Source organism: Paenisporosarcina sp. TG20, assembly GCF_000286315.1.
Classification (GTDB): domain Bacteria; phylum Bacillota; class Bacilli; order Bacillales_A; family Planococcaceae; genus Paenisporosarcina.
On the sequence record NZ_ALJG01000314.1, the window covers coordinates 1 to 21,320 of the forward strand.

A 21,320-nucleotide genomic window follows, 5' to 3' on the forward strand; every position below is an offset into this window, starting at 1 on the left:
GGAAATCATACCGGAAACCAAAATTTATACTGTGTCTTCTTTATTTCGAAAGTTCAATAGAACCACTATGAAAATGGTGCACTCCTTATTTCGATGCAACTTTTCGCACTCTGCCTACGTCAAGAAGGTGTTTCCAAATCAAAACGTGTATAATTAAATCTAGGAGGTGGGCTTGTGTTGAAGTGGATTATTCGCATTACATTCATCTTAATTGGTGGAACGCTCGGGTTACTATTATTACCGCAATTATATGAACTTATTGATTTATCCTCGAACCCGTGGCTTAACAACCCTTATGTATCTGTTTTATTAGGAGCAATCCTATTGTTTGTTCTTGCGTTATTAATGACCGATTATTTAATTGAGTTTTTAAAGTGGATGGAAAATCGATTATTGGTAGCGCCAGTAGGAGATTTATTGTTTGGAACAATCGGTCTAGTCATCGGACTTAGCGTAGCATTTCTCTTGAGCTATGCAGTGGAATCTATTCAAATACCCGTGATTACTTCCGTGTTGCCTGTTTTATTAACTATTATTTTAGGATATCTCGGTTTCCAAATTGGCTTTAAAAAGCGTGATGAGATTGGACAATTGTTTAGTGCTGGTAGGGCGACGGCGGACAAAAAGAAATTTGATGATAATAACCCACAAGCGTTACAACAAGCATCGTACAAATTACTCGATACGAGCGTTATTATTGATGGAAGAATTTCTGATATTTCGGCAACAGGTTTTATTGAAGGTGTGCTTGTTGTTCCTCAATTTGTCTTGACAGAACTTCAGCATATTGCAGATTCTTCAGACACATTAAAACGTACTCGTGGACGTCGGGGTCTTGATATTTTGAAGAGACTTCAAACGGAGCGCTCTTCAGCTTTATTGATTACGGAAGAAGACTTTGATGAGATTCAAGAAGTGGACTTGAAATTAATGCGCCTTGCTAAGAAGATGGGCGGTATGGTGGTAACCAACGACTTTAACTTAAATAAAGTGTGTGCGTTGCATCAAGTTCCAGTGCTTAATATTAACGATCTTGCGAATGCAGTGAAACCAATTGTTATTCCGGGAGAAGAAATGCATATCGTGGTCATTAAAGATGGTAAAGAACAAAATCAAGGTATCGCGTATTTAGACGATGGTACAATGATTGTTGTAGAAGATGGAAAGTCTTATATTGGTCAAGCCATTGATGTAGTTGTAACAAGTGTTCTTCAAACATCTGCAGGACGAATGATTTTTGCTAAAAGGAAGTAAGCACCTTTATTTCTAGGAAATCAAAGAGTGAATAGCTGAAGTTGAAGCTGGGAACAGTAAGCGACAACTAAATCAACTAGAGGCCGCCATTTCTGTCATATGTATGGCAGTTTGGGTGGCCTCATTTTTCATAATGAAAGAGGCGATACATGAGATGAAGTATATCGTTGTTTTACCAGCGGCAGGAAGCGGTAAGCGTATGAACGCAGGATATAATAAATTATTTCTAGAATTAAGAGGTAAACCAATTTTAATTCATACACTAGATGTTTTTGAACAGGATCCTAATTGTCTTGCTATTTGGTTAGCCGTAAAGCCTGATGAACGTAAAACCATTCAGGACATGTTAAAACAATACAACATCACGAAAGTGAAAGGAATGCCTGCAGGGGGCGACGAGCGTCAACATAGCGTCTATGCCTGTATATTAGCTGCTGGCGACGTCAGTGAACTAATCCTTGTTCACGATGCTGCTAGGCCCTTTATAGAACCATCTGTTATTACACAATTGACCCATAAGGCACATGAAATGGGGGCGGCTATTGCTGGTGTAAAGGCGAAAGATACGATGAAACGTGTCCGCAATCAGATCATTGAAGAAACGTTAGATCGCGAACAATTGTGGATGATCCAAACTCCTCAAGCTTTCCGGGCTAATATTTTAACAATAGCTCACCAACAAGCGGCAAAAGATGGATTTCTTGGTACGGATGAATCCATGTTAGTAGAGCGCATGAATATTGCTGTTCATGTAGTGGAAAGTACGTATGACAATGTCAAAATGACGACACAAGAAGATTTATTGATTGGCGAAGCCATCTTACAAAAAAGACAGTAGGAGGGAAACTAAATGTTCCGAGTTGGACAAGGGTTTGACGTACATGAGTTTGCTGAAAATCGCCCACTAATCATAGGGGGCATAACAATTCCGTATGAAAAAGGTTTAATTGGGCATTCAGATGCCGATGTTTTATTACATACAGTAACCGATGCTGCTTTAGGTGCAATTGGTGAAGGCGATATAGGCCACCATTTTCCGGATACAGATCCTGAGTTTAAAAATGCAGATTCCGCGAAACTACTTTCATACATTTGGAATATCGTTGAAGAAAAGGGTTATAGATTAGGCAATATCGATTGTACAATAATTGCCCAAGCTCCAAAAATGGCACCATACATTTCACAAATGCGTGACCGTATTGCTTTACTTTTAAACGCTGATCCATCTCAGGTGAATGTCAAAGCCACGACAACTGAAAAGCTTGGCTTTACTGGGCGAGGAGAAGGCATTGCTGCGCAAGCGACGATTTTACTCATTCAAAAATAAGCATGACTTGTGTTAAACTGAACAAAGTTTAGCACGTATTCGAGGAGGAACCTTTTATGACACTAGAAGTACGCGTACGTTACGCACCGAGCCCAACAGGCAATTTACATATTGGAGGAGCCCGTACTGCATTATTTAACTATTTATTTGCACGTCATCACGGCGGCAAATTTATCGTACGAATTGAAGATACGGACATCGCACGTAATATTGAAGGTGGAGAACTATCCCAACTTGAGAATTTAAGGTGGCTTGGCATAGACTATGATGAGTCTGTTGATATTGGTGGACCTTATGGACCATATCGTCAAATGGAACGTCTTGACAGTTATAAAAAGCATGCAGAAGAAATGCTGCAAAATGGTCATGCGTATAAATGTTTTTGTACAACTGAAGAGTTGGAAACTGAGAAGGAATTACAAAGAGCTAGAGGCCACGCTGCACCCATGTACAAAGGAACATGCCGCAATTTAACTAAAGAAGAAGTGCAAGAAAGAGAAGGACTTCCATATACTATTCGTATACGCGTTCCAAATGATGTGACCTATACATTTGAAGATTTAGTTCGTGGTTCCGTTTCATTTGAATCAAAAGACGTAGGTGACTGGGTGATCGTAAAAGCAAACGGCATTCCTACTTACAACTTTGCTGTGGTATTAGATGACTATTATATGAAAATTACACATGTTTTCCGTGGTGAAGAACATTTATCAAACACGCCTAGGCAAATGATGGTGTTCCAAGCATTAGGTTGGGAAATCCCTCACTATGGCCATATGACATTAATTATTAATGAAAGTCGAAAAAAACTTTCAAAACGTGATGAATCTATTATTCAGTTTGTTACGCAGTATAAAGATTTAGGATACATCCCTGAAGCAATGTTCAACTTCTTCGCACTTCTTGGTTGGTCTCCTGAAGGAGAAGAGGAGATTTTCTCCAAAGAGGAATTTATTAGCCGCTTTGACGTTAATCGCTTATCTAAATCTCCATCGATGTTTGATACGCAAAAATTAACATGGACGAACAACCAATACGTGAAACAAATGTCACTTGAAGAAGTAGTAGATCTTGCTTTACCTCATTTACAAAAAGCGGGTCGCTTACCTGAAACGTTAACTGAAGAACAACAGAAATGGGCTACTGGTTTAATTGGCCTTTACCATGAGCAAATGAGTTTTGGTGCTGAAATTACTGAGTTAACTGACCTATTCTTTAAAGATGAACTAACATATGATGAAGAAGCGTCTGCTATTTTAAATGCAGAGCAAGTTCCAGAAGTTATGGCATCATTCAAATCGCAATTAGAGCAATTAGAAGTGTTTGAACCTGCAGAAATAAAAGCAGCAATTAAGGCAGTACAAAAAGAAACGGGACACAAAGGTAAGAACTTATTCATGCCTATTCGTGTTGTTACAACTGGTCAAACGCATGGTCCGGAATTGCCGGATGCCATTTCGTTAATCGGCAAAGAAAAAGTAATTGCACGAGTAGAGAAGTACACAAAACAATAATATTGACTTTCACACATAGAGGTGTGAAAATATAGCTATCTTCAGCAAAATAGGTCAAGGGTTATTGTTGCTGTCGCTTTTACAAGCTCGGAGAATATATTTCGATGAGATAATTAAACGAAAGTTCCGTCCTGGCTTAAATTCAAAATAGTTAAAGCTTTGATGAGGAGAAGTACATAAGGCAAGCTCTTTAGAGAGGACCACCACCGGCTGAAAGTGGTCTGAGCAAAGGCACTATGGAAATGCACCTCTGAGCGCTCAGCTGAACCAACTAGTAAGCGAGCCGTGTTGTCTACGTTACAGACTCCAAGAGGGAAGGGATGAATGAAATCCTTCCAATCAGAGTGGAACCGCGCATTTATAGCGTCTCTGTCAGTTACTGACAGAGGCGCTTTTTATTTTGTGCAAGAAAAAGAGGAAGCGCGCTATTAAAGCTTTAAGCCCGCGCTGGAAAGTGCTTCATCTCAGCAAGTGAAATAGGTGATGAGACCTGTTGTTGAGCGATAAATTCTTTATCACGATATAAACAAAACAAAATAGAGCATTTTAGTCATATAGGATAGTAGGAGGCACGAATAATGTTTACTCGAATGAAAGAAGATATTGAAGTGGTATTCGAGCAAGATCCAGCAGCAAGACGTGTGCTTGAAATTGTGTTGACCTATTCAGGTTTGCATGCAATTTGGTCACATCGGATTTCACACTCACTTTATAAAAGAAAGTTTTTTTTCTTAGCGCGTGTTGTATCCCAAGTCAGTAGGTTTTTTACTGGAATAGAAATTCATCCTGGTGCAAAGATAGGCAATCGCTTTTTTATTGACCATGGAATGGGTGTGGTCATTGGTGAAACTTGTGAAATAGGAAATAACGTAACGATATTCCAAGGAGTTACACTTGGTGGAACCGGCAAAGAACGAGGCAAACGACACCCTACATTACTAGATAATGTGTTAGTTGCATCGGGAGCAAAAGTACTTGGAGCAATTACTATCGGGGAAAACAGTAAAGTTGGTGCTGGTGCGGTTGTTTTAAAAGATGTACCGCCTAATGCAACTGTTGTAGGTATTCCTGGAATGGTGGTTGTGAAAGATGGGGTAAAAGTAAATAGAAACTTGGATCATCAAGATATGCCAGATCCAGTTGGTGATAAGTGCGATATGATGGAAATGAAAATCAAAACATTAAGTGAACAAGTTACGCTATTGAGTCAACGACTTGAAAAGGAGAGAAACAAGAAATGAGCATTTATATATATAATACTTTAACGCGTCAAAAAGAGCCTTTTGTACCACTTGAAGAGGGCAAGGTGAAAATGTATGTATGTGGACCGACTGTATACAACTATATCCACATAGGCAATTCACGACCGGTTATAGTTTATGACACAGTACGCCGATACTTAACGTACCGTGGATATGATGTTAATTTCGTCTCAAACTTTACGGATGTTGACGATAAAATCATCAAAACAGCAAATGAACTTGGTGAAGAAGTATCTGAACTGACGGACCGATTTATTGCCGCATATTTTGAAGATATAAGTGCTCTTGGTTGCCAAAAGGCCGATTCACATCCACGTGTAACTGAACATATGGATGACATAATTGAATTTATCGGAGTGTTAATTGAAAAAGGCTTTGCTTATGAATCTAAAGGTGATGTCTACTACCGAACTCGGAAGTTTGAAGGGTATGGGAAGTTATCTCAACAGTCAGTGGATGAATTAAAAATTGGAGCGCGAATTGAAACGGGCGAAAAGAAAGATGATGAACTGGACTTTGCTTTATGGAAAGATGCAAAACCTGGTGAAATTTCTTGGGAAAGTCCTTGGGGAAATGGTCGCCCTGGCTGGCATATCGAGTGTTCAGTAATGGTTCGAGAACTTTTAGGGGACACGATAGATATTCATGCTGGTGGGCAAGACTTAGCGTTCCCGCATCATGAGAATGAAATTGCACAAACTGAAGCCTATACAGGAAAGCAGTTTGCTCGATACTGGATGCATAATGGGTACATCAATATTGACAATGAAAAAATGTCGAAATCATTAGGTAACTTTATTTTAGTGAAAGATATTCGTCAACAGATCGATCCACAAGTGTTGCGATTCTTTATGTTGTCAGTTCACTACCGTCACCCGATCAATTTTTCACAAGTGCTTGTTGAAAATGCCGCGAATGGCTTAGCGCGTATTAGAACATCGTATACGAACTTAACTCATCGACGGGAAGTAGCTCCTGAACTCGGTGATAACCAAGATATATGGTTACACAAGATTGAAGAAATCAGGTCGCAATTCACAACGGCAATGGACGATGATTTTAATACAGCCAATGGAATAGCTGCATTATTTGAGCTAGCGAGTTTAGGGAACTTATATTTACTAGAGAAACATACAGAAACAGCAGTACTTTCAGTTTTCATGGACACACTAAAGGAACTCGCATTTGTTTTAGGTATTGAAGTAGAAATCCAAGAAGAAATGCTAGACGAGGACATTGATGCATTAATAGAGGCAAGAATCCAAGCCAGAAAAGAAAAAGACTTTGCTCGAGCGGATGCGATACGCGATCAATTAAAAGAAATGAATATACAATTAGAAGATACCGCGCAAGGTATTCGTTGGAAGAGAATATGAACAATGAATATTCACTGCGAATTGCAGACGTAAAACAATTAAACTCACTAGCACTTGCATATATGGGAGATGCAGTTCTTGAACAAGCAATTCGTGAACATTTAATTCGGTCGGGTCGGGTCAGACCAAATACTCTGCATAAAGAATCAACCAAATATGTATCGGCGAAAGCTCAAGCATCGGTTGTCCGCGTGTTGCTTACAGAAAAGTTTTTAACGGAAGAAGAAGAAGCAGTGCTAAGACGTGGACGTAATGCGAAATCCGGTTCCGTTCCGAAAAATACAGATGTAGTGACGTATAAATATAGCACTGCATTCGAAGCTGTTCTCGGAAGTTTATACTTGTCTGGTGATTTCAACCGTGTTCGTGAGATTATTGAGAAAACTATTACCATTATAGAAACCGGAGGAGAATCGATATTGTGACTGAATTAAACAATGAAATTTTATCAGGAAAAAATTCTGTACTAGAAGCCCTTCGTTCAGGACGTGATATGAATAAAGTGTGGATTGCAGAAGGCGTTAAAAAAACAGGAATGTCTGAGATTATGGAATTGGCAAAAGAAGCGGGCATTATTGTTCAATTTGTACCGAAAAATAAAATTGAGCAATTGACTGACGGTGCAAATCATCAAGGTATTGCAGCTTCAGTGGCTGCTTATCGTTATGCTGAGATTGACGAACTATTTGACAGTGCCGCAGCTCGCAATGAAGATCCATTCTTTTTGATATTAGATGAGCTAGAGGATCCGCATAATTTAGGCTCTATTTTAAGAACGGCTGACGCAACTGGCGTACACGGGGTCATTATTCCAAAGCGTCGAGCAGTGGGACTGACAGCAGTCGTGGCAAAAACATCGACAGGTGCGATTGAGCATATTCCAGTAGTACGCGTAGGCAATTTAGTGCAAACAGTTGAAGATTTGAAAAAACGTGGTTTATGGATTGCGGGAACAGATGCTAAAGGATCAGCTGACTATCGTCGAATGGATGCGAAATTGCCACTTGCAATTATCATCGGTAGTGAAGGGAAAGGAATGAGCCGGTTGTTAACAGACAAATGCGACTTCCTTTACCACATGCCAATGGTCGGGCAAGTGACGTCTTTAAATGCATCAGTAGCGGCTGCTATTTTGATGTACGAAGTGTTGCGCAACCGTCAGCCGGTAACCTAAGATGGATATCCTGCTCGTCGATGGATACAACATTATCGGCGCATGGAAAGAGTTGCGGGCGTTAAAAACACATAAACTTAAAGATGCCAGAGACCGGCTAATTGAAATGATGTCAGAGTACAAAGCGTTTTCTGGTTGGAGGGTTATCGTGGTTTTTGATGCACATTTAATACCGGGCGTCGAATTAAAGAAAAAACAATTTGACGTTGAAGTTATTTTCACAAGAGAAAATGAAACGGCAGATGAACGCATTGAAAAACTAACAAATCAGTTAAAGACTAGACGAGATCAAGTGCATGTCGCAACCTCGGATATGACTGAACAATCTGTCGTTTTTGCCCAAGGGGCGCTGAGAATCTCAGCTCGCGAGCTAGAAATTGAGATGGACTTAGTACAAAAAAACATCGCTAAAAAAGTTAAGGCAATTCAGGAGCAAAGACCGTTTTCAAAAATTCATCTTTCCTTGGAAGTGGCAGAAACTTTTGAAAAATGGCGCAGAGGGATTAAATGAGCCGTTGACGCTATATTTCCACTTCCTGTATACTAAAGTCAAACTAGCAAATCGGCCGAGGTGATACTGTAGATGAAGAGTGACTTTGCACACATTAAGCTACATCGATTTGAAGACTTACTAGATGACGAGATTGTAGAGTTAGTCCACGCTGGCGATACGGACGCTCTAGATTTCCTAATCACCAAGTACAGATCATTTGTACGTATGAAGGCAAGATCCTACTTTTTAATAGGAGCTGACAGAGAAGATATTATTCAAGAAGGAATGATAGGTCTTTATAAGTCAATTCGTGATTTTAGAGGGGACAAGCTCTCATCATTTCGTGCATTTGCGGAACTTTGTATCACTCGCCAGATTATTACCGCTATCAAAACAGCCACACGTCAAAAGCATATTCCCCTTAATTCGTATGTTTCGTTGGATAAACCGATATATGATGAAGATTCAGACAGGACATTAATGGATATGATTTCAGGAACCGTCAATGAAGATCCAGAACATTTAATGATTCATCGTGAGGATTTCAGCAATATGGAAGAAAAAATGGATGAAATTCTAAGTGATTTGGAACGTCAGGTTTTAGCTTTGTACTTAGATGGGCAGTCGTATCACGAAATTTCCGAAGAATTAAACCGTCATGTAAAATCAATTGACAACGCATTGCAACGAGTGAAGCGAAAACTCGAGCTCCACATCGAAATTGGTGGTGTCCGTTAAACCGCTTAATTTGGCTGTTGTTGACAGTCTATACACAAAATGATAGTCTTTAAAAAGACAAACGCTATTTTTAAACGTATAAAATGACTTAAGAATAGTCTTAGAATTTGTGTTGTTGCCACTGCTACTGAACTATACAATCTTTCTTCTAAAAAGAAGGGGTAAATGAATGTTTGGAACTGACGGCTGTTTGTGGTGGTAGAAAGCGACAAACTGTTATAAACAAACGTTTTAAGTATAAACATAGATAATTTTCACTCGGAGGGTTAAATTAGAATGACTAATATTGTTGGGTTTTTTGGTGATGTTGTCAAGGAAATGAGAAAAGTTAGCTGGCCAAAGCGTAAAGAATTGACTCGCTATACAATCATTGTTCTTTCGACGGTCCTTGTTATGGCAGTGTATTTCTCAATCGTTGATTTAGGAATTTCAGAAGCATTCCGCTGGTTCATTGCACTGTAATTTGATAACAGATAGTTTGTTGAAAATAGCCCGTTAGAGACTGAAAACGGGTTATTTCATGTGTCTAAGAAATGGAGGGACGGACGAACAGTCCTGCAACTTATGGAAAAGAATTGGTATGTTGTTCACACGTATTCCGGATACGAGAATAAGGTAAAAGCAAATCTTGAAAAGCGTGTCGAAACAATGGGTATGTCAGATTTAATTTTCCGCGTTATTATTCCGGAAGAGGAAGAAACTGATTTTAAAGATGGTAAAAAACGTACTGTAATGCGTAAAACATTCCCTGGGTATGTCCTGGTAGAGATTGTAATGACAGATGATTCTTGGTACGTTGTGCGTAATACGCCAGGAGTAACTGGTTTTATAGGATCTTCAGGTGGAGGCGCGAAGCCTACTCCATTGTTACCAGAAGAAGTAGAATTCATCTTAAAACAAATGGGTATGACAGAGCGTAAACATGAAGGACAATATGCAGTTGGTGAGATGGTTGAAGTACTAGAAGGACCATTTGCGCACTTCCAAGGAAAAGTGGAAGAAATTGATGATGCTAAAGGCAAATTGAAAGTTTCCGTCGACATGTTTGGACGCGAAACGAAGATGGAATTAGATTACGATCAAGTCATCAAAATGTAATTAAGAAAAGCGGAAAGCGCCACTATAGCTCGACACCGGCGCTGGAAGAACCGATGCGAAAGTCTGCTTTCGCCAGAGGGTCTGAAGCTTAGGTGCGTGCTGGCGCTTGGAGCTAGACATAGCTAATTTTGAACTCAATAAGATACCTATCAAAATTCATATTACAAAAGTTTTTAAAAATTTCACTTGATTATACTTTGGAAAAATGGTATTATTTCAAAGGTCAGACTGATTTTATGAAAGTCTGCAAAAAATTAGCTTACGTTCAGCTTATAGCTGACAGACAGATATTGAGTGGGAGGGGTAACCCTATTACCACATCACGGACTTAAGGAGGTGTGTCTCGTGGCTAAAAAAGTTGTTAAAGTCGTAAAGTTACAAATTCCTGCTGGTAAAGCAAACCCAGCACCGCCGGTTGGTCCAGCATTGGGTCAAGCAGGTGTTAATATTATGGGATTCTGTAAAGAATTCAACGCACGTACGGCAGATCAAGCTGGACTAATTATCCCAGTTGAAATTTCTGTATTTGAAGATCGTTCATTTACATTCATTTTAAAAACTCCACCCGCAGCAGTATTACTTAAAGTGGCTGCTGGAATCCAGTCTGGTTCTGGTGAACCAAACCGCAAAAAAGTTGCAACGGTGAAGCGTGATAAAGTTCGTGAAATCGCTGAACAAAAAATGCCAGACCTAAACGCAGCATCAGTTGAAGCAGCAATGTTGATGGTTGAAGGTACTGCGCGCAGCATGGGTATTGTTATAGAAGACTAATCCCTGATGATGCATTTGTTTTGAAGGGTTGCGATTGTCTTAAGGACACGCAGCCCTTATTCGTGGGAGGTTAAATCCGTTAAAACCACAATCAAGGAGGACATTTTAAAATGGCGAAAAAAGGTAAAAAGTTGCAAGATGCAACGAAATTAATAGATCGTACTAAATTGTACTTAGCTCCAGAGGCAATTGAACTTGCTAAACAAACGAGTGTAGTTAATTTTGATGCAACGGTTGAAGTAGCATTTAAATTGGGTATCGATACACGTAAGAATGACCAACAAATCCGTGGGGCAGTAGTACTTCCAAACGGAACTGGTAAAACTCAACGTGTTTTAGTTTTCGCAAAAGGCGAAAAATTAAAAGAAGCAGAAGCTGCGGGCGCTGATTACTTTGGTGATACAGAGTATATCAACAAAATCCAAGGTGGATGGTTTGACTTCGATGTAATCGTAGCTACTCCAGACATGATGGGTGAGGTTGGTAAACTAGGTCGTGTTTTAGGACCAAAAGGCTTAATGCCAAATCCTAAAACAGGAACTGTAACATTCGATGTAACTAAAGCAATCGGAGAAATCAAGGCTGGTAAAGTTGAATACCGTGCTGACAAAGCTGGTATCATTCACGCACCAATCGGTAAAGTTTCTTTCGATAATGAAAAGTTAGTTGAAAACTTTTTAGCAGTATTTGATATCGTTCAAAAAGCTAAGCCAGCGGCAGCTAAAGGGACGTATATGAAATCTGTAAACATCACAACAACAATGGGTCCATCTGTAAAAGTGGATTCTACAAACGTAAAAGTTAACAAATAGTATTGACAGTTATAAGTCTATCTGTTAAGATGGATTTTGTTGTAAATAATTTATTTGTACCGTAGACAGTAGGGGCGACTTGTCGCATAATGATCCTACCGAGGACATGCATTCTGAATCTTTTTAAAGATGACGTTTCAGCCCTTGTGTCTATATATAGACGCAGGGGCTTTTCTTTTGGCGGTATAAGTGACTCATTCTATTTAGGAGGTGTCCAGATGAGCAAAGCAATCGAGGCAAAAAAAGTTCGAGTTGAAGAAATTACGGAAAAGTTCAATAATGCAGCAACTGCAGTAGTAGTTAACTATCGTGGTTTAACTGTATCTCAAGTAACTGATCTTCGTAAGCAACTTCGAGAAGCTGGCGTTGAACTTAAAGTATACAAAAATACGATGGTTCGTCGTGCAACTGAAGAAGCAGGTCTTGCAGGCTTGAAAGAGAGTCTTACAGGTCCAAACGCAATTGCGTTTTCAACAGAAGACGTAGTAGCGCCTGCGAAAATTCTTAACGATTTCGCTAAAAAGAACGAGCTACTTGAAATCAAAGCTGGTGTGATTGAAGGCGTAATCGCAACTTCTGATGAAATCAAAGCACTTGCAGAACTTCCTTCTCGCGAAGGTTTGTTGTCAATGCTATTAAGCGTTCTTCAAGCTCCAATGCGCAATTTCGCGCTTGTTACAAAAGCTGTTGCTGAACAAAAAGAAGAGCAAGGCGCGTAATTTATTACACGTCTTAGCTATTGATTTAATGCTGGATTTAAAACCCAGACAAAATTATTCCTATTAGGAGGAACATACAATGAACAACACTCAAATCCTTGAAGCAATCAAAGGTATGACAGTTCTAGAATTAAACGACTTAGTAAAAGCAATCGAAGAAGAATTTGGCGTAACAGCTGCTGCACCTATGGCTGCTGCTGGTGGCGGTGCTGCTGCTGTTGAAGAAGAGCAAACTGAATTTGATGTAGTACTTACTGCTGTTGGCGATGCAAAAATCAAAGTAATCAAAGCAGTTCGTGAAATCACTGGTTTAGGTCTTAAAGAAGCTAAAGAAGTTGTAGATAACGCTCCTAAAGCTATTAAAGAAGGCGTTACTAAAGAAGAAGCAGAAGAAATGAAAGCTAAACTTGCTGAAGTTGGCGCTACTGTAGAAGTTAAGTAATTTTTATCAATAGGTAATGGAAAGCTCGTCAGTTAACGGCGGGCTTTTTCTTCATCTTCATTTAGATAAAGGTTGGAGGGTTCCCGATTGGCTGAACATTATTATTCAAAAAAACCTCAAACGGAAAGTAAGCCTAAATCATGGAGTTCAACACTACGTGGTGAGTTATACCATTTTGTAACCGATACAGGGGTTTTTAGTAAAAGCGAGGTAGATTTTGGATCCCGTATATTAATTGATACGTTTGTAATGCCAGTGACTGATGGACCTGTTTTGGATGTGGGTTGTGGGTACGGGCCTATTGGGTTATCCATCGCTAAGAATGAAATAAATCGGACAATTCATATGGTCGATATTAATGAACGTGCAGTTCAACTTGCGCATAAAAATGCGGAAGGTAACGGGATACAAAATGTGCGAATCTACGAAAGTGATGGGTTATCCGGTGTTACGGAAACTGATTTTGCTGCAATTTTAACAAACCCACCAATTCGTGCGGGAAAACAAACGATTTTCAGTTTTTATTCAGATGCTTATTCGAAGTTATCTGTTGGTGGAGAGTTTTGGGTTGTTATTCAGAAGAAACAAGGAGCTCAATCAACTTTTAGTCGATTAGAAGAAATTTTCGGTCAAGTTGAAGTAGTCGAAAAGGTAAAAGGTTACTGGATCATAAAGTCTGTGAAAATCAAAGAATATTGACTTGACAAAATCGCTATGATATTATAACAAAATGTAGAAATATTATTTTGCGATTGTATGCCCTTTTGTATAAAGGTTGTTTAATAGTGGGTATACTTACCATGAATAATTGTAGTTTAACCGAAAATGAGCTCTTTTTGAACTCGTTTCTTTTTTGTCTTTTCGATATCATACACTAAATATGAATTATCGGAAAGTCCTAATATTGCTTTATTGAGGGGTGAATGAGTTGGCAGGTCAACTAGTTCAATATGGACAACACCGTGAGCGTAGAAGTTTTGCTCGTATTAAAGAGGTACTGGAACTACCGAATTTAATTGAAATTCAAACAGTATCTTATGAATGGTTCTTGGAAGAAGGTTTGCGTGAAATGTTCCGCGACATTTCTCCTATTGCAGACTTCACGGGTAATCTTTCACTCGAATTCATCGATTATACTTTAGGAGATCCTAAGTATCCAGTCGACGAATCGAAAGAACGTGACGTAACATATGCGGCACCACTACGTGTAAAAGTGCGTCTTCATAACAAAGAAACAGAAGAAGTGAAAGAACAAGATGTCTTCATGGGTGATTTCCCTCTAATGACAGAAACAGGTACTTTCGTAATAAACGGTGCTGAACGTGTAATCGTTTCTCAACTAGTCCGTTCGCCTAGTGTTTACTTCCATGATAAGACGGATAAAAATGGTAAAAAAGGCTTTGGTGCAACGGTTATTCCTAACCGTGGTGCATGGTTAGAGTATGAAATTGATGCAAAAGACGTTGTTTATTGTCGTATCGATCGTACTCGTAAATTACCTGTAACTGTTCTATTACGTGCACTTGGTTTTGGTTCTGACCAAGAAATTATCGATCTTATTGGTGATAACGAATACCTACGAAACACTCTTGAAAAAGACCATACTGAGAGTGTAGATAAAGCATTGCTTGAAATCTACGAACGTCTTCGTCCAGGAGAGCCGCCTACAGTAGAGAGTGCGAAAAATCTATTGTATTCACGTTTCTTTGACCCAAAACGCTATGATTTAGCAAATGTAGGACGCTATAAAATGAATAAAAAACTGAATATCAAAAACCGTTTACTTAATCAAATACTTGCTGAAACGTTGGTTGATCCAGAAACTGGTGAGATTTTAGCAGAACAAGGTGCAGTGATTGACCGTCGTTTACTCGATCGTTTAATTCCACATCTTGAGAACGGGATAGGTTTTAGTACTACTTCTCATGTCGGTGGCGTTTTAGATGGCGATATTACACTGCAAACAATCAAAGTCTATGCACCGAAAAGTGAAGCGCAGCAAGAAATTAATGTAATTAGTAATGCGTATGTTGAAGATGCTATTAAAAACATCACACCTGCAGACATTATTTCTTCTGTTAGTTACTTCTTTAATCTACTTCATAACGTCGGATTTACAGATGACATTGATCATCTTGGAAATCGTAGATTACGTTCAGTAGGTGAATTATTACAAAACCAATTCCGTATTGGTCTTTCTCGTATGGAACGTGTTGTTCGTGAGCGTATGTCTATCAATGACAAAGAGTCAATTGTTCCACAACAATTGATTAATATCCGTCCTGTTATTGCGTCAATGAAAGAGTTCTTTGGTAGTTCTCAGTTATCTCAGTTCATGGATCAAACGAATCCTTTAGCTGAATTAACACACAAACGACGTCTATCAGCATTAGGACCCGGTGGTTTAACTCGTGAACGTGCGGGCTTTGAAGTACGTGACGTACATTACTCTCACTATGGTCGTATGTGTCCTATCGAAACTCCTGAGGGACCTAACATTGGACTAATCAACTCACTTTCAAGTTATGCGAAAGTGAATAAGTTCGGATTTATTGAAACTCCTTACCGTCGCGTTGATCATGAAACTGGTCTTGTAACATCTCGCATTGATTATTTAACAGCTGATGAAGAAGATAACTATGTAGTAGCACAAGCAAATGTTCGTCTTTCTGATACTGGTGAGTTTGTCGATGAAGAAGTTGTAGGTCGTTTCCGTGGAGATAACACGGTATTTAAACGTACTTCAATCGATTATATGGATGTATCTCCAAAACAAGTAGTATCTGCTGCAACTGCCTGTATTCCTTTCTTAGAAAATGATGACTCCAACCGTGCTTTAATGGGTGCAAACATGCAACGTCAAGCAGTTCCATTATTAAACCCTGAAGCTCCTTTTGTGGGAACAGGAATGGAACATGTGAATGCACGTGATTCTGGAGCTGCTGTTACTGCTAAGTATGTAGGTATTGTTGAGCATGTAGAGGCAAGAGAAATCCGAGTTCGTCGTATCGAAGAAATTGATGGCAAAGAAGTTAAAGGCGATTTAACAAAGTATAAATTACAGAAATTCACTCGTTCAAATCAGGGGACTAGCTATAATCAACGTCCAATTGTTGCTGTTGGAGATCGAGTGAACCCATTGGATATTCTTGCCGATGGTCCTTCTATGGAACGTGGAGAGATGGCACTTGGACGTAATGTTCTTGTTGCGTTCATGACATGGGAAGGTTACAACTATGAAGATGCTGTAATCATGAGTGAACGCCTTGTAAAAGATGATGTTTATACATCTGTTCATATTGAAGAATATGAATCAGAATCTCGTGATACGAAACTTGGACCTGAGGAAATTACACGTGATATTCCAAACGTCGGTGAAGAAGCACTTCGTAACTTGGATGAACGTGGAATTATCCGTATCGGTGCAGAAGTTCGCGATGGTGATATTTTGGTAGGTAAAGTAACACCTAAAGGGGTTACTGAACTAACAGCTGAAGAGAGATTGTTACATGCTATCTTTGGTGAAAAAGCCCGTGAAGTTCGTGATACATCGTTACGTGTACCTCATGGTGCGAACGGTATTATCCTAGACGTGAAAGTTTTCAACCGTGAAGACGGTGACGAACTTCCACCTGGTGTAAATCAACTTGTTCGTGCGTATATCGTGCAGAAACGTAAAATTTCTGTAGGGGATAAAATGGCTGGACGTCATGGTAATAAAGGTGTTATCTCACGTATTCTTCCAGAAGAAGATATGCCATTTATGCCAGACGGTACCCCTGTTGATGTAATGCTTAACCCGCTTGGGGTTCCTTCACGTATGAACATCGGTCAAGTACTAGAGTTACATTTAGGGATGGCCTCTAGAAGTCTTGGTATTCATATGGCTTCACCAGTATTTGATGGTGCCAATGAAGCGGATGTTTGGGATACAATGGAAGAAGCTGGCATGAACCGTGACGGTAAAACGACACTATATGATGGCCGTTCTGGTGAACCTTTTGACAACCGTGTATCTGTCGGAATCATGTATATGATTAAGCTAGCGCATATGGTTGACGATAAGTTACACGCTCGTTCTACTGGACCTTACTCTCTAGTAACGCAACAACCTCTTGGTGGTAAAGCGCAATTTGGTGGACAGCGTTTCGGTGAGATGGAGGTTTGGGCACTTGAGGCATACGGTGCTGCATATACACTGCAAGAAATTTTAACAGTTAAATCCGATGATGTAGTAGGACGTGTGAAAACATACGAAGCTATTGTTAAAGGAGAAAGCGTACCACAACCAGGTGTTCCTGAATCTTTCAAAGTATTGATTAAAGAGCTTCAAAGTCTAGGTATGGACGTTAAGATGTTATCAATCGATGATGAAGAAATTGACTTACGTGATTTGAATGATGAAGACGATTTACAACCAGCTGATGCGCTCAATATTCTCCCAATGACGGAGAAATCACCAGTAACTTCAGTCGAGTAAAAAGTACCGATTCAATAATATAAATTTGTATAAAGAGAGAAATAAGGACAGGTCTTGACCTGTCTGCATTTCCATTTCCATTATTTTATTTCAAAATTTATCTGCCTGAGCTAAGTGGATAAAGTCTTTAATAGACCCAGACTAAGGGAGGTAGGCTCCTTGATAGACGTAAATAATTTTGAGTACATGAAGATTGGTTTAGCATCTCCAGACAAGATTCGTTCTTGGTCTTATGGTGAAGTAAAGAAGCCTGAAACAATCAACTACCGCACACTGAAACCTGAAAAAGATGGTTTGTTCTGTGAACGAATTTTTGGTCCAACAAAAGACTGGGAATGTCATTGTGGAAAATATAAACGTGTTCGCTATAAGGGCGTCGTTTGTGATCGTTGTGGCGTTGAAGTCACACGTTCAAAAGTGCGTCGTGAGCGAATGGGTCATATTGAACTAGCGGCTCCTGTAACACATATTTGGTATTTCAAAGGAATCCCAAGTAGAATGGGACTGATTTTAGATATGTCTCCTCGTTCTTTAGAAGAAGTTATTTACTTTGCTTCTTATGTAGTTGTAGATCCTGCAAATACACCTTTAGAGCGTAAACAATTATTATCTGAGAAAGAATATCGTGCATATCGTGAAAAATATGGCAAGAAATTCTATGCAGCAATGGGTGCCGAGGCAATTAAACGTCTACTTCAAGATCTTGATCTTGAAAAAGAAACAGAAGTGCTGAAGGAAGAACTTAAAACTGCATCAGGTCAGCGCCGAACGCGTGCAATTAAACGTTTAGAAGTAGTTGAGTCATTCCGTAATTCTGGTAATAAACCTGATTGGATGGTTTTAGATGTCATCCCAGTAATACCACCAGAAATACGTCCGATGGTTCAGTTAGATGGTGGCCGTTTTGCAACTTCAGATTTAAATGATTTGTATCGCCGTGTTATTAACCGTAACAATCGCTTAAAACGTTTACTTGATCTTGGTGCGCCAAGCATCATTGTTCAAAATGAAAAACGAATGTTACAAGAAGCAGTAGATGCAATGATTGATAATGGTCGTCGTGGTCGTCCAGTTACCGGTCCTGGTAACCGTCCGTTGAAATCACTTTCACATATGTTAAAAGGTAAACAAGGTCGTTTCCGTCAAAACTTACTTGGTAAACGAGTAGACTACTCTGGTCGTTCGGTTATCGTAGTAGGTCCAAACTTGAAAATGTATCAATGTGGTCTTCCTAAAGAAATGGCGATTGAACTATTTAAACCATTTGTTATGAAAGAACTTGTTGAGCGTGGTTTAGCTCACAACATTAAGAGTGCAAAACGAAAAATTGAACGTATGCATACTGAAGTTTGGGATGTATTAGAAGATGTAATTAGGGAGCATCCGGTTTTATTAAACCGTGCACCAACACTTCACCGTTTAGGTATTCAAGCATTCGAACCTACATTAGTAGAAGGTCGTGCAATTCGTCTTCACCCACTAGTTTGTACAGCTTATAACGCTGACTTTGATGGAGATCAAATGGCGGTTCATGTTCCTTTATCAGCAGAAGCGCAAGCTGAAGCTCGTTTACTAATGCTAGCTGCACAAAACATTTTGAACCCGAAAGATGGAAAACCGGTTGTTACACCATCTCAAGATATGGTTTTAGGTAACTATTATTTAACACTTGAGCGTGAAGGTGCAACAGGTGAAGGTTCTATATTCTACGGTCCAAATGAAGCGATAATCGCTTACCAAAATGGGCATGCACATTTGCATACACGTATTGCAATAGCAGCAAATTCATTGGGTAACCAAACTTTCACTGAAGAGCAAAACAAAATGTTGTTATTGACTACAGTGGGTAAGGTACTTTTTAATGAAATTTTACCTGATACATTCCCGTACATTAACGAACCTACGGACTTCAACCTTCAAGTTGAAACTCCGTCTAAATATTTTGTTCCAACAACAACAAATGTGCCAGAACACATTGCACAAATGGAAATTATATCACCGTTTAAGAAGCAAATTCTTGGAAACATCATTGCTGAAGTGTTCAAACGTTTCCATATTACTGAAACGTCAAGAATGCTTGACCTTATGAAAAATCTTGGTTTCAAATACTCTACTAAAGCTGGAATAACAATCGGTATCTCTGATATTGTAGTACTTCCAGACAAAGGTAAAGTGTTGGAAGAAGCTCAAGATAAAGTAGATAAAGTATTGAAGCAATTCCGTCGTGGTTTAATTACAGAAGAAGAGCGCTATGATCGTGTTATTTCTTACTGGAGTGCTGCAAAGGATGTTATTCAGGCAAAACTAATGAAATCCTTAAATAATTTAAACCCAATCTTCATGATGAGTGATTCTGGTGCACGTGGTAACGCATCTAACTTTACTCAACTTGCTGGTATGCGTGGTTTAATGGCCAATCCGGCCGGTCGAATTATTGAGTTGCCAATTAAATCATCATTCCGTGAAGGATTAACGGTTCTTGAATACTTTATTTCGACGCATGGTGCTCGTAAAGGTCTTGCGGATACAGCACTTAAAACCGCTGACTCAGGTTACTTAACACGTCGTTTAGTAGACGTTGCTCAAGACGTTATTGTTCGTGAAGATGAATGCGGAACAGACCGTGGCTTACTGATCGGTGCTTTAATGGACGGAACAGAAGTTATTGAAGGTTTTGATGAACGTATTGCTGGTCGCCATACTCGCAAAACAATTTACCATCCAGTAACGAAAAAAGTTATTTTGGCAAAAGATGGTTTAATTACAGAAGACGTAGCTCGAATTATCTTAGATGCTGGAATTGAAGAAATAACCATTCGTTCAGCATTTACATGTAATACGAAACACGGAGTATGTAAAAAATGTTATGGTACTAACTTAGCAACTGGTGAAAATGTTGAAGTTGGGGAAGCAGTTGGTATTATTGCTGCTCAATCAATTGGTGAGCCAGGTACTCAGTTAACAATGCGTACATTCCATACAGGCGGAGTTGCCGGAGACGATATTACACAAGGTCTTCCGCGTATTCAAGAAATATTTGAAGCTCGTCATCCTAAAGGTCAAGCCGTTATTTCGGATATTACAGGGATTGTCTCTGCGATTGAAGAAATTCGTGAAGGTCAAAAAGAAATCACAATTCAAGGTGATGTTGAAACACGTAAATACCTCACACCTTATAATGGTCGTTTAAAAGTTCAGCTGGATGACGCTATTAAACGTGGTGAAGTATTAACTGAAGGTTCAATAGATCCAAAAGAATTGTTAAAAGTCAAAGATGTTTCAACTGTGCAAGTATACTTATTGAAAGAAGTTCAAAAAGTATACCGTATGCAAGGAGTAGAAATCGGAGACAAACATATCGAAGTAATGGTTCGTCAGATGCTTCGTAAAGTACGTATAATCGAAGCTGGTGAAACTGAATTATTACCAGGTTCATTACTCGACATTCACCAATTTGCAGAAGCGAATAAAGAAGCTGTGTTAAGTGGGAAAATTCCTGCAACATGTCGTCCTGTTATTCTTGGTATAACGAAAGCGTCTCTTGAAACTGAATCATTCTTATCGGCTGCATCATTCCAAGAAACTACGCGTGTATTAACCGACGCGGCAATTAAAGGGAAACGTGATGAATTACTAGGCTTGAAAGAGAACGTAATTATTGGTAAACTTGTACCAGCAGGTACGGGTATGCAACGTTACCGTCAAATTAAAATTGTTGATCAAAAGAAAACCGAAGCTGAAGTGGCATTGAGTGTAGAATAATTACAACCTATACTTGAGGGGGTTCAATTAACCAACCCCCTCAAGTAATTATGGCTATCTTTACAGGCTAGACTATATCTCCGTTTCACACATAAAGA

General features: G+C 39.3%; 19 protein-coding genes and 2 other annotated features. All 19 genes read left to right on the forward strand.

The window, feature by feature from the left end; translation table 11 throughout:
- Positions 1–174 precede the first annotated feature (174 nt).
- Entirely contained in the window at positions 175–1,254 is a 1,080-nt protein-coding gene (locus B371_RS0112050; protein WP_019414573.1) for a PIN/TRAM domain-containing protein, read from the forward strand.
- 154 nt (positions 1,255–1,408) lie between these two features.
- A complete protein-coding gene (gene ispD, locus B371_RS0112055) occupies positions 1,409–2,092 on the forward strand; it encodes a 2-C-methyl-D-erythritol 4-phosphate cytidylyltransferase (protein WP_019414574.1) in 684 nt (227 codons plus the stop codon).
- A 12-nt stretch (positions 2,093–2,104) separates the two neighbouring features.
- The gene (ispF, locus tag B371_RS0112060; protein WP_019414575.1) at positions 2,105–2,581 is read left to right on the forward strand and encodes a 2-C-methyl-D-erythritol 2,4-cyclodiphosphate synthase; all 477 of its coding nucleotides are present in this window, start codon (positions 2,105–2,107) and stop codon (positions 2,579–2,581) included.
- Between the two features lie 56 nt (positions 2,582–2,637).
- On the forward strand, positions 2,638–4,095 hold the full coding sequence (gene gltX / locus B371_RS0112065) for a glutamate--tRNA ligase (protein ID WP_019414576.1): 1,458 nt from the start codon (positions 2,638–2,640) through the stop codon (positions 4,093–4,095).
- 150 nt (positions 4,096–4,245) lie between these two features.
- Positions 4,246–4,469, forward strand: a binding site (T-box leader).
- Between the two features lie 204 nt (positions 4,470–4,673).
- Positions 4,674–5,336, forward strand: a complete 663-nt coding sequence (cysE, locus tag B371_RS0112075; RefSeq protein WP_019414578.1) for a serine O-acetyltransferase — start codon at positions 4,674–4,676, stop codon at positions 5,334–5,336.
- Positions 5,333–6,733, forward strand: coding sequence for a cysteine--tRNA ligase (gene cysS / locus B371_RS0112080; RefSeq protein WP_019414579.1), 1,401 nt, complete (start codon positions 5,333–5,335; stop codon positions 6,731–6,733). The genes cysE and cysS overlap by 4 nt, the downstream gene beginning before the upstream one ends.
- A complete protein-coding gene (locus B371_RS0112085; RefSeq protein WP_019414580.1) occupies positions 6,730–7,158 on the forward strand; it encodes a Mini-ribonuclease 3 in 429 nt (142 codons plus the stop codon). The genes cysS and B371_RS0112085 overlap by 4 nt, the downstream gene beginning before the upstream one ends.
- Complete coding sequence (gene rlmB, locus B371_RS0112090; RefSeq protein WP_019414581.1) at positions 7,155–7,907, forward strand: 23S rRNA (guanosine(2251)-2'-O)-methyltransferase RlmB; 753 nt, start codon at positions 7,155–7,157, stop codon at positions 7,905–7,907. The genes B371_RS0112085 and rlmB overlap by 4 nt, the downstream gene beginning before the upstream one ends.
- A gap of 1 nt (position 7,908) precedes the next feature.
- Positions 7,909–8,418: an NYN domain-containing protein gene (locus B371_RS0112095; RefSeq protein ID WP_019414582.1), complete on the forward strand. Its 510-nt coding sequence runs from the start codon at positions 7,909–7,911 to the stop codon at positions 8,416–8,418.
- A 72-nt stretch (positions 8,419–8,490) separates the two neighbouring features.
- Complete coding sequence (gene sigH, locus B371_RS0112100; RefSeq protein ID WP_019414583.1) at positions 8,491–9,138, forward strand: RNA polymerase sporulation sigma factor SigH; 648 nt, start codon at positions 8,491–8,493, stop codon at positions 9,136–9,138.
- A gap of 276 nt (positions 9,139–9,414) precedes the next feature.
- Entirely contained in the window at positions 9,415–9,600 is a 186-nt protein-coding gene (gene secE / locus B371_RS0112105) for a preprotein translocase subunit SecE (RefSeq protein ID WP_019414584.1), read from the forward strand.
- 102 nt (positions 9,601–9,702) lie between these two features.
- Positions 9,703–10,236 (forward strand): transcription termination/antitermination protein NusG, encoded by a 534-nt coding sequence (nusG, locus tag B371_RS0112110; protein WP_019414585.1) that lies wholly within the window; start codon positions 9,703–9,705, stop codon positions 10,234–10,236.
- A 345-nt stretch (positions 10,237–10,581) separates the two neighbouring features.
- The gene (gene rplK / locus B371_RS0112115; protein ID WP_157185198.1) at positions 10,582–11,007 is read left to right on the forward strand and encodes a 50S ribosomal protein L11; all 426 of its coding nucleotides are present in this window, start codon (positions 10,582–10,584) and stop codon (positions 11,005–11,007) included.
- A 110-nt stretch (positions 11,008–11,117) separates the two neighbouring features.
- Complete coding sequence (gene rplA, locus B371_RS0112120; RefSeq protein WP_019414587.1) at positions 11,118–11,819, forward strand: 50S ribosomal protein L1; 702 nt, start codon at positions 11,118–11,120, stop codon at positions 11,817–11,819.
- Positions 11,820–11,860: 41 nt separating this feature from the next.
- Positions 11,861–12,003: a sequence feature (ribosomal protein L10 leader region), on the forward strand.
- Between the two features lie 34 nt (positions 12,004–12,037).
- Positions 12,038–12,538: a 50S ribosomal protein L10 gene (gene rplJ, locus B371_RS0112125; protein WP_019414588.1), complete on the forward strand. Its 501-nt coding sequence runs from the start codon at positions 12,038–12,040 to the stop codon at positions 12,536–12,538.
- 79 nt (positions 12,539–12,617) lie between these two features.
- Positions 12,618–12,980, forward strand: a complete 363-nt coding sequence (gene rplL / locus B371_RS0112130) for a 50S ribosomal protein L7/L12 (protein ID WP_019414589.1) — start codon at positions 12,618–12,620, stop codon at positions 12,978–12,980.
- A gap of 87 nt (positions 12,981–13,067) precedes the next feature.
- Entirely contained in the window at positions 13,068–13,679 is a 612-nt protein-coding gene (locus B371_RS0112135; protein ID WP_019414590.1) for a class I SAM-dependent methyltransferase, read from the forward strand.
- Positions 13,680–13,908: 229 nt separating this feature from the next.
- Positions 13,909–17,460, forward strand: a complete 3,552-nt coding sequence (gene rpoB / locus B371_RS0112140; RefSeq protein ID WP_019414591.1) for a DNA-directed RNA polymerase subunit beta — start codon at positions 13,909–13,911, stop codon at positions 17,458–17,460.
- A gap of 159 nt (positions 17,461–17,619) precedes the next feature.
- Complete coding sequence (gene rpoC, locus B371_RS0112145; protein WP_019414592.1) at positions 17,620–21,222, forward strand: DNA-directed RNA polymerase subunit beta'; 3,603 nt, start codon at positions 17,620–17,622, stop codon at positions 21,220–21,222.
- Positions 21,223–21,320 lie beyond the last annotated feature (98 nt).

Excerpts from the sequence above, each read along its gene's own strand:
- ispD (WP_019414574.1), top strand. The coding sequence starts at position 1,409 with ATGAAGTATATCGTTGTTTTACCAGCGGCAGGAAGCGGTAAGCGTATG.
- ispF (WP_019414575.1), top strand. The coding sequence starts at position 2,105 with ATGTTCCGAGTTGGACAAGGGTTTGACGTACATGAGTTTGCTGAAAAT.
- gltX (WP_019414576.1), top strand. The coding sequence starts at position 2,638 with ATGACACTAGAAGTACGCGTACGTTACGCACCGAGCCCAACAGGCAAT.
- cysE (WP_019414578.1), top strand. The coding sequence starts at position 4,674 with ATGTTTACTCGAATGAAAGAAGATATTGAAGTGGTATTCGAGCAAGAT.
- cysS (WP_019414579.1), top strand. The coding sequence starts at position 5,333 with ATGAGCATTTATATATATAATACTTTAACGCGTCAAAAAGAGCCTTTT.
- B371_RS0112085 (WP_019414580.1), top strand. The coding sequence starts at position 6,730 with ATGAACAATGAATATTCACTGCGAATTGCAGACGTAAAACAATTAAAC.
- B371_RS0112095 (WP_019414582.1), top strand. The coding sequence starts at position 7,909 with ATGGATATCCTGCTCGTCGATGGATACAACATTATCGGCGCATGGAAA.
- sigH (WP_019414583.1), top strand. The coding sequence starts at position 8,491 with ATGAAGAGTGACTTTGCACACATTAAGCTACATCGATTTGAAGACTTA.
- secE (WP_019414584.1), top strand. The coding sequence starts at position 9,415 with ATGACTAATATTGTTGGGTTTTTTGGTGATGTTGTCAAGGAAATGAGA.
- nusG (WP_019414585.1), top strand. The coding sequence starts at position 9,703 with ATGGAAAAGAATTGGTATGTTGTTCACACGTATTCCGGATACGAGAAT.
- rplA (WP_019414587.1), top strand. The coding sequence starts at position 11,118 with ATGGCGAAAAAAGGTAAAAAGTTGCAAGATGCAACGAAATTAATAGAT.
- rplJ (WP_019414588.1), top strand. The coding sequence starts at position 12,038 with ATGAGCAAAGCAATCGAGGCAAAAAAAGTTCGAGTTGAAGAAATTACG.
- rplL (WP_019414589.1), top strand. The coding sequence starts at position 12,618 with ATGAACAACACTCAAATCCTTGAAGCAATCAAAGGTATGACAGTTCTA.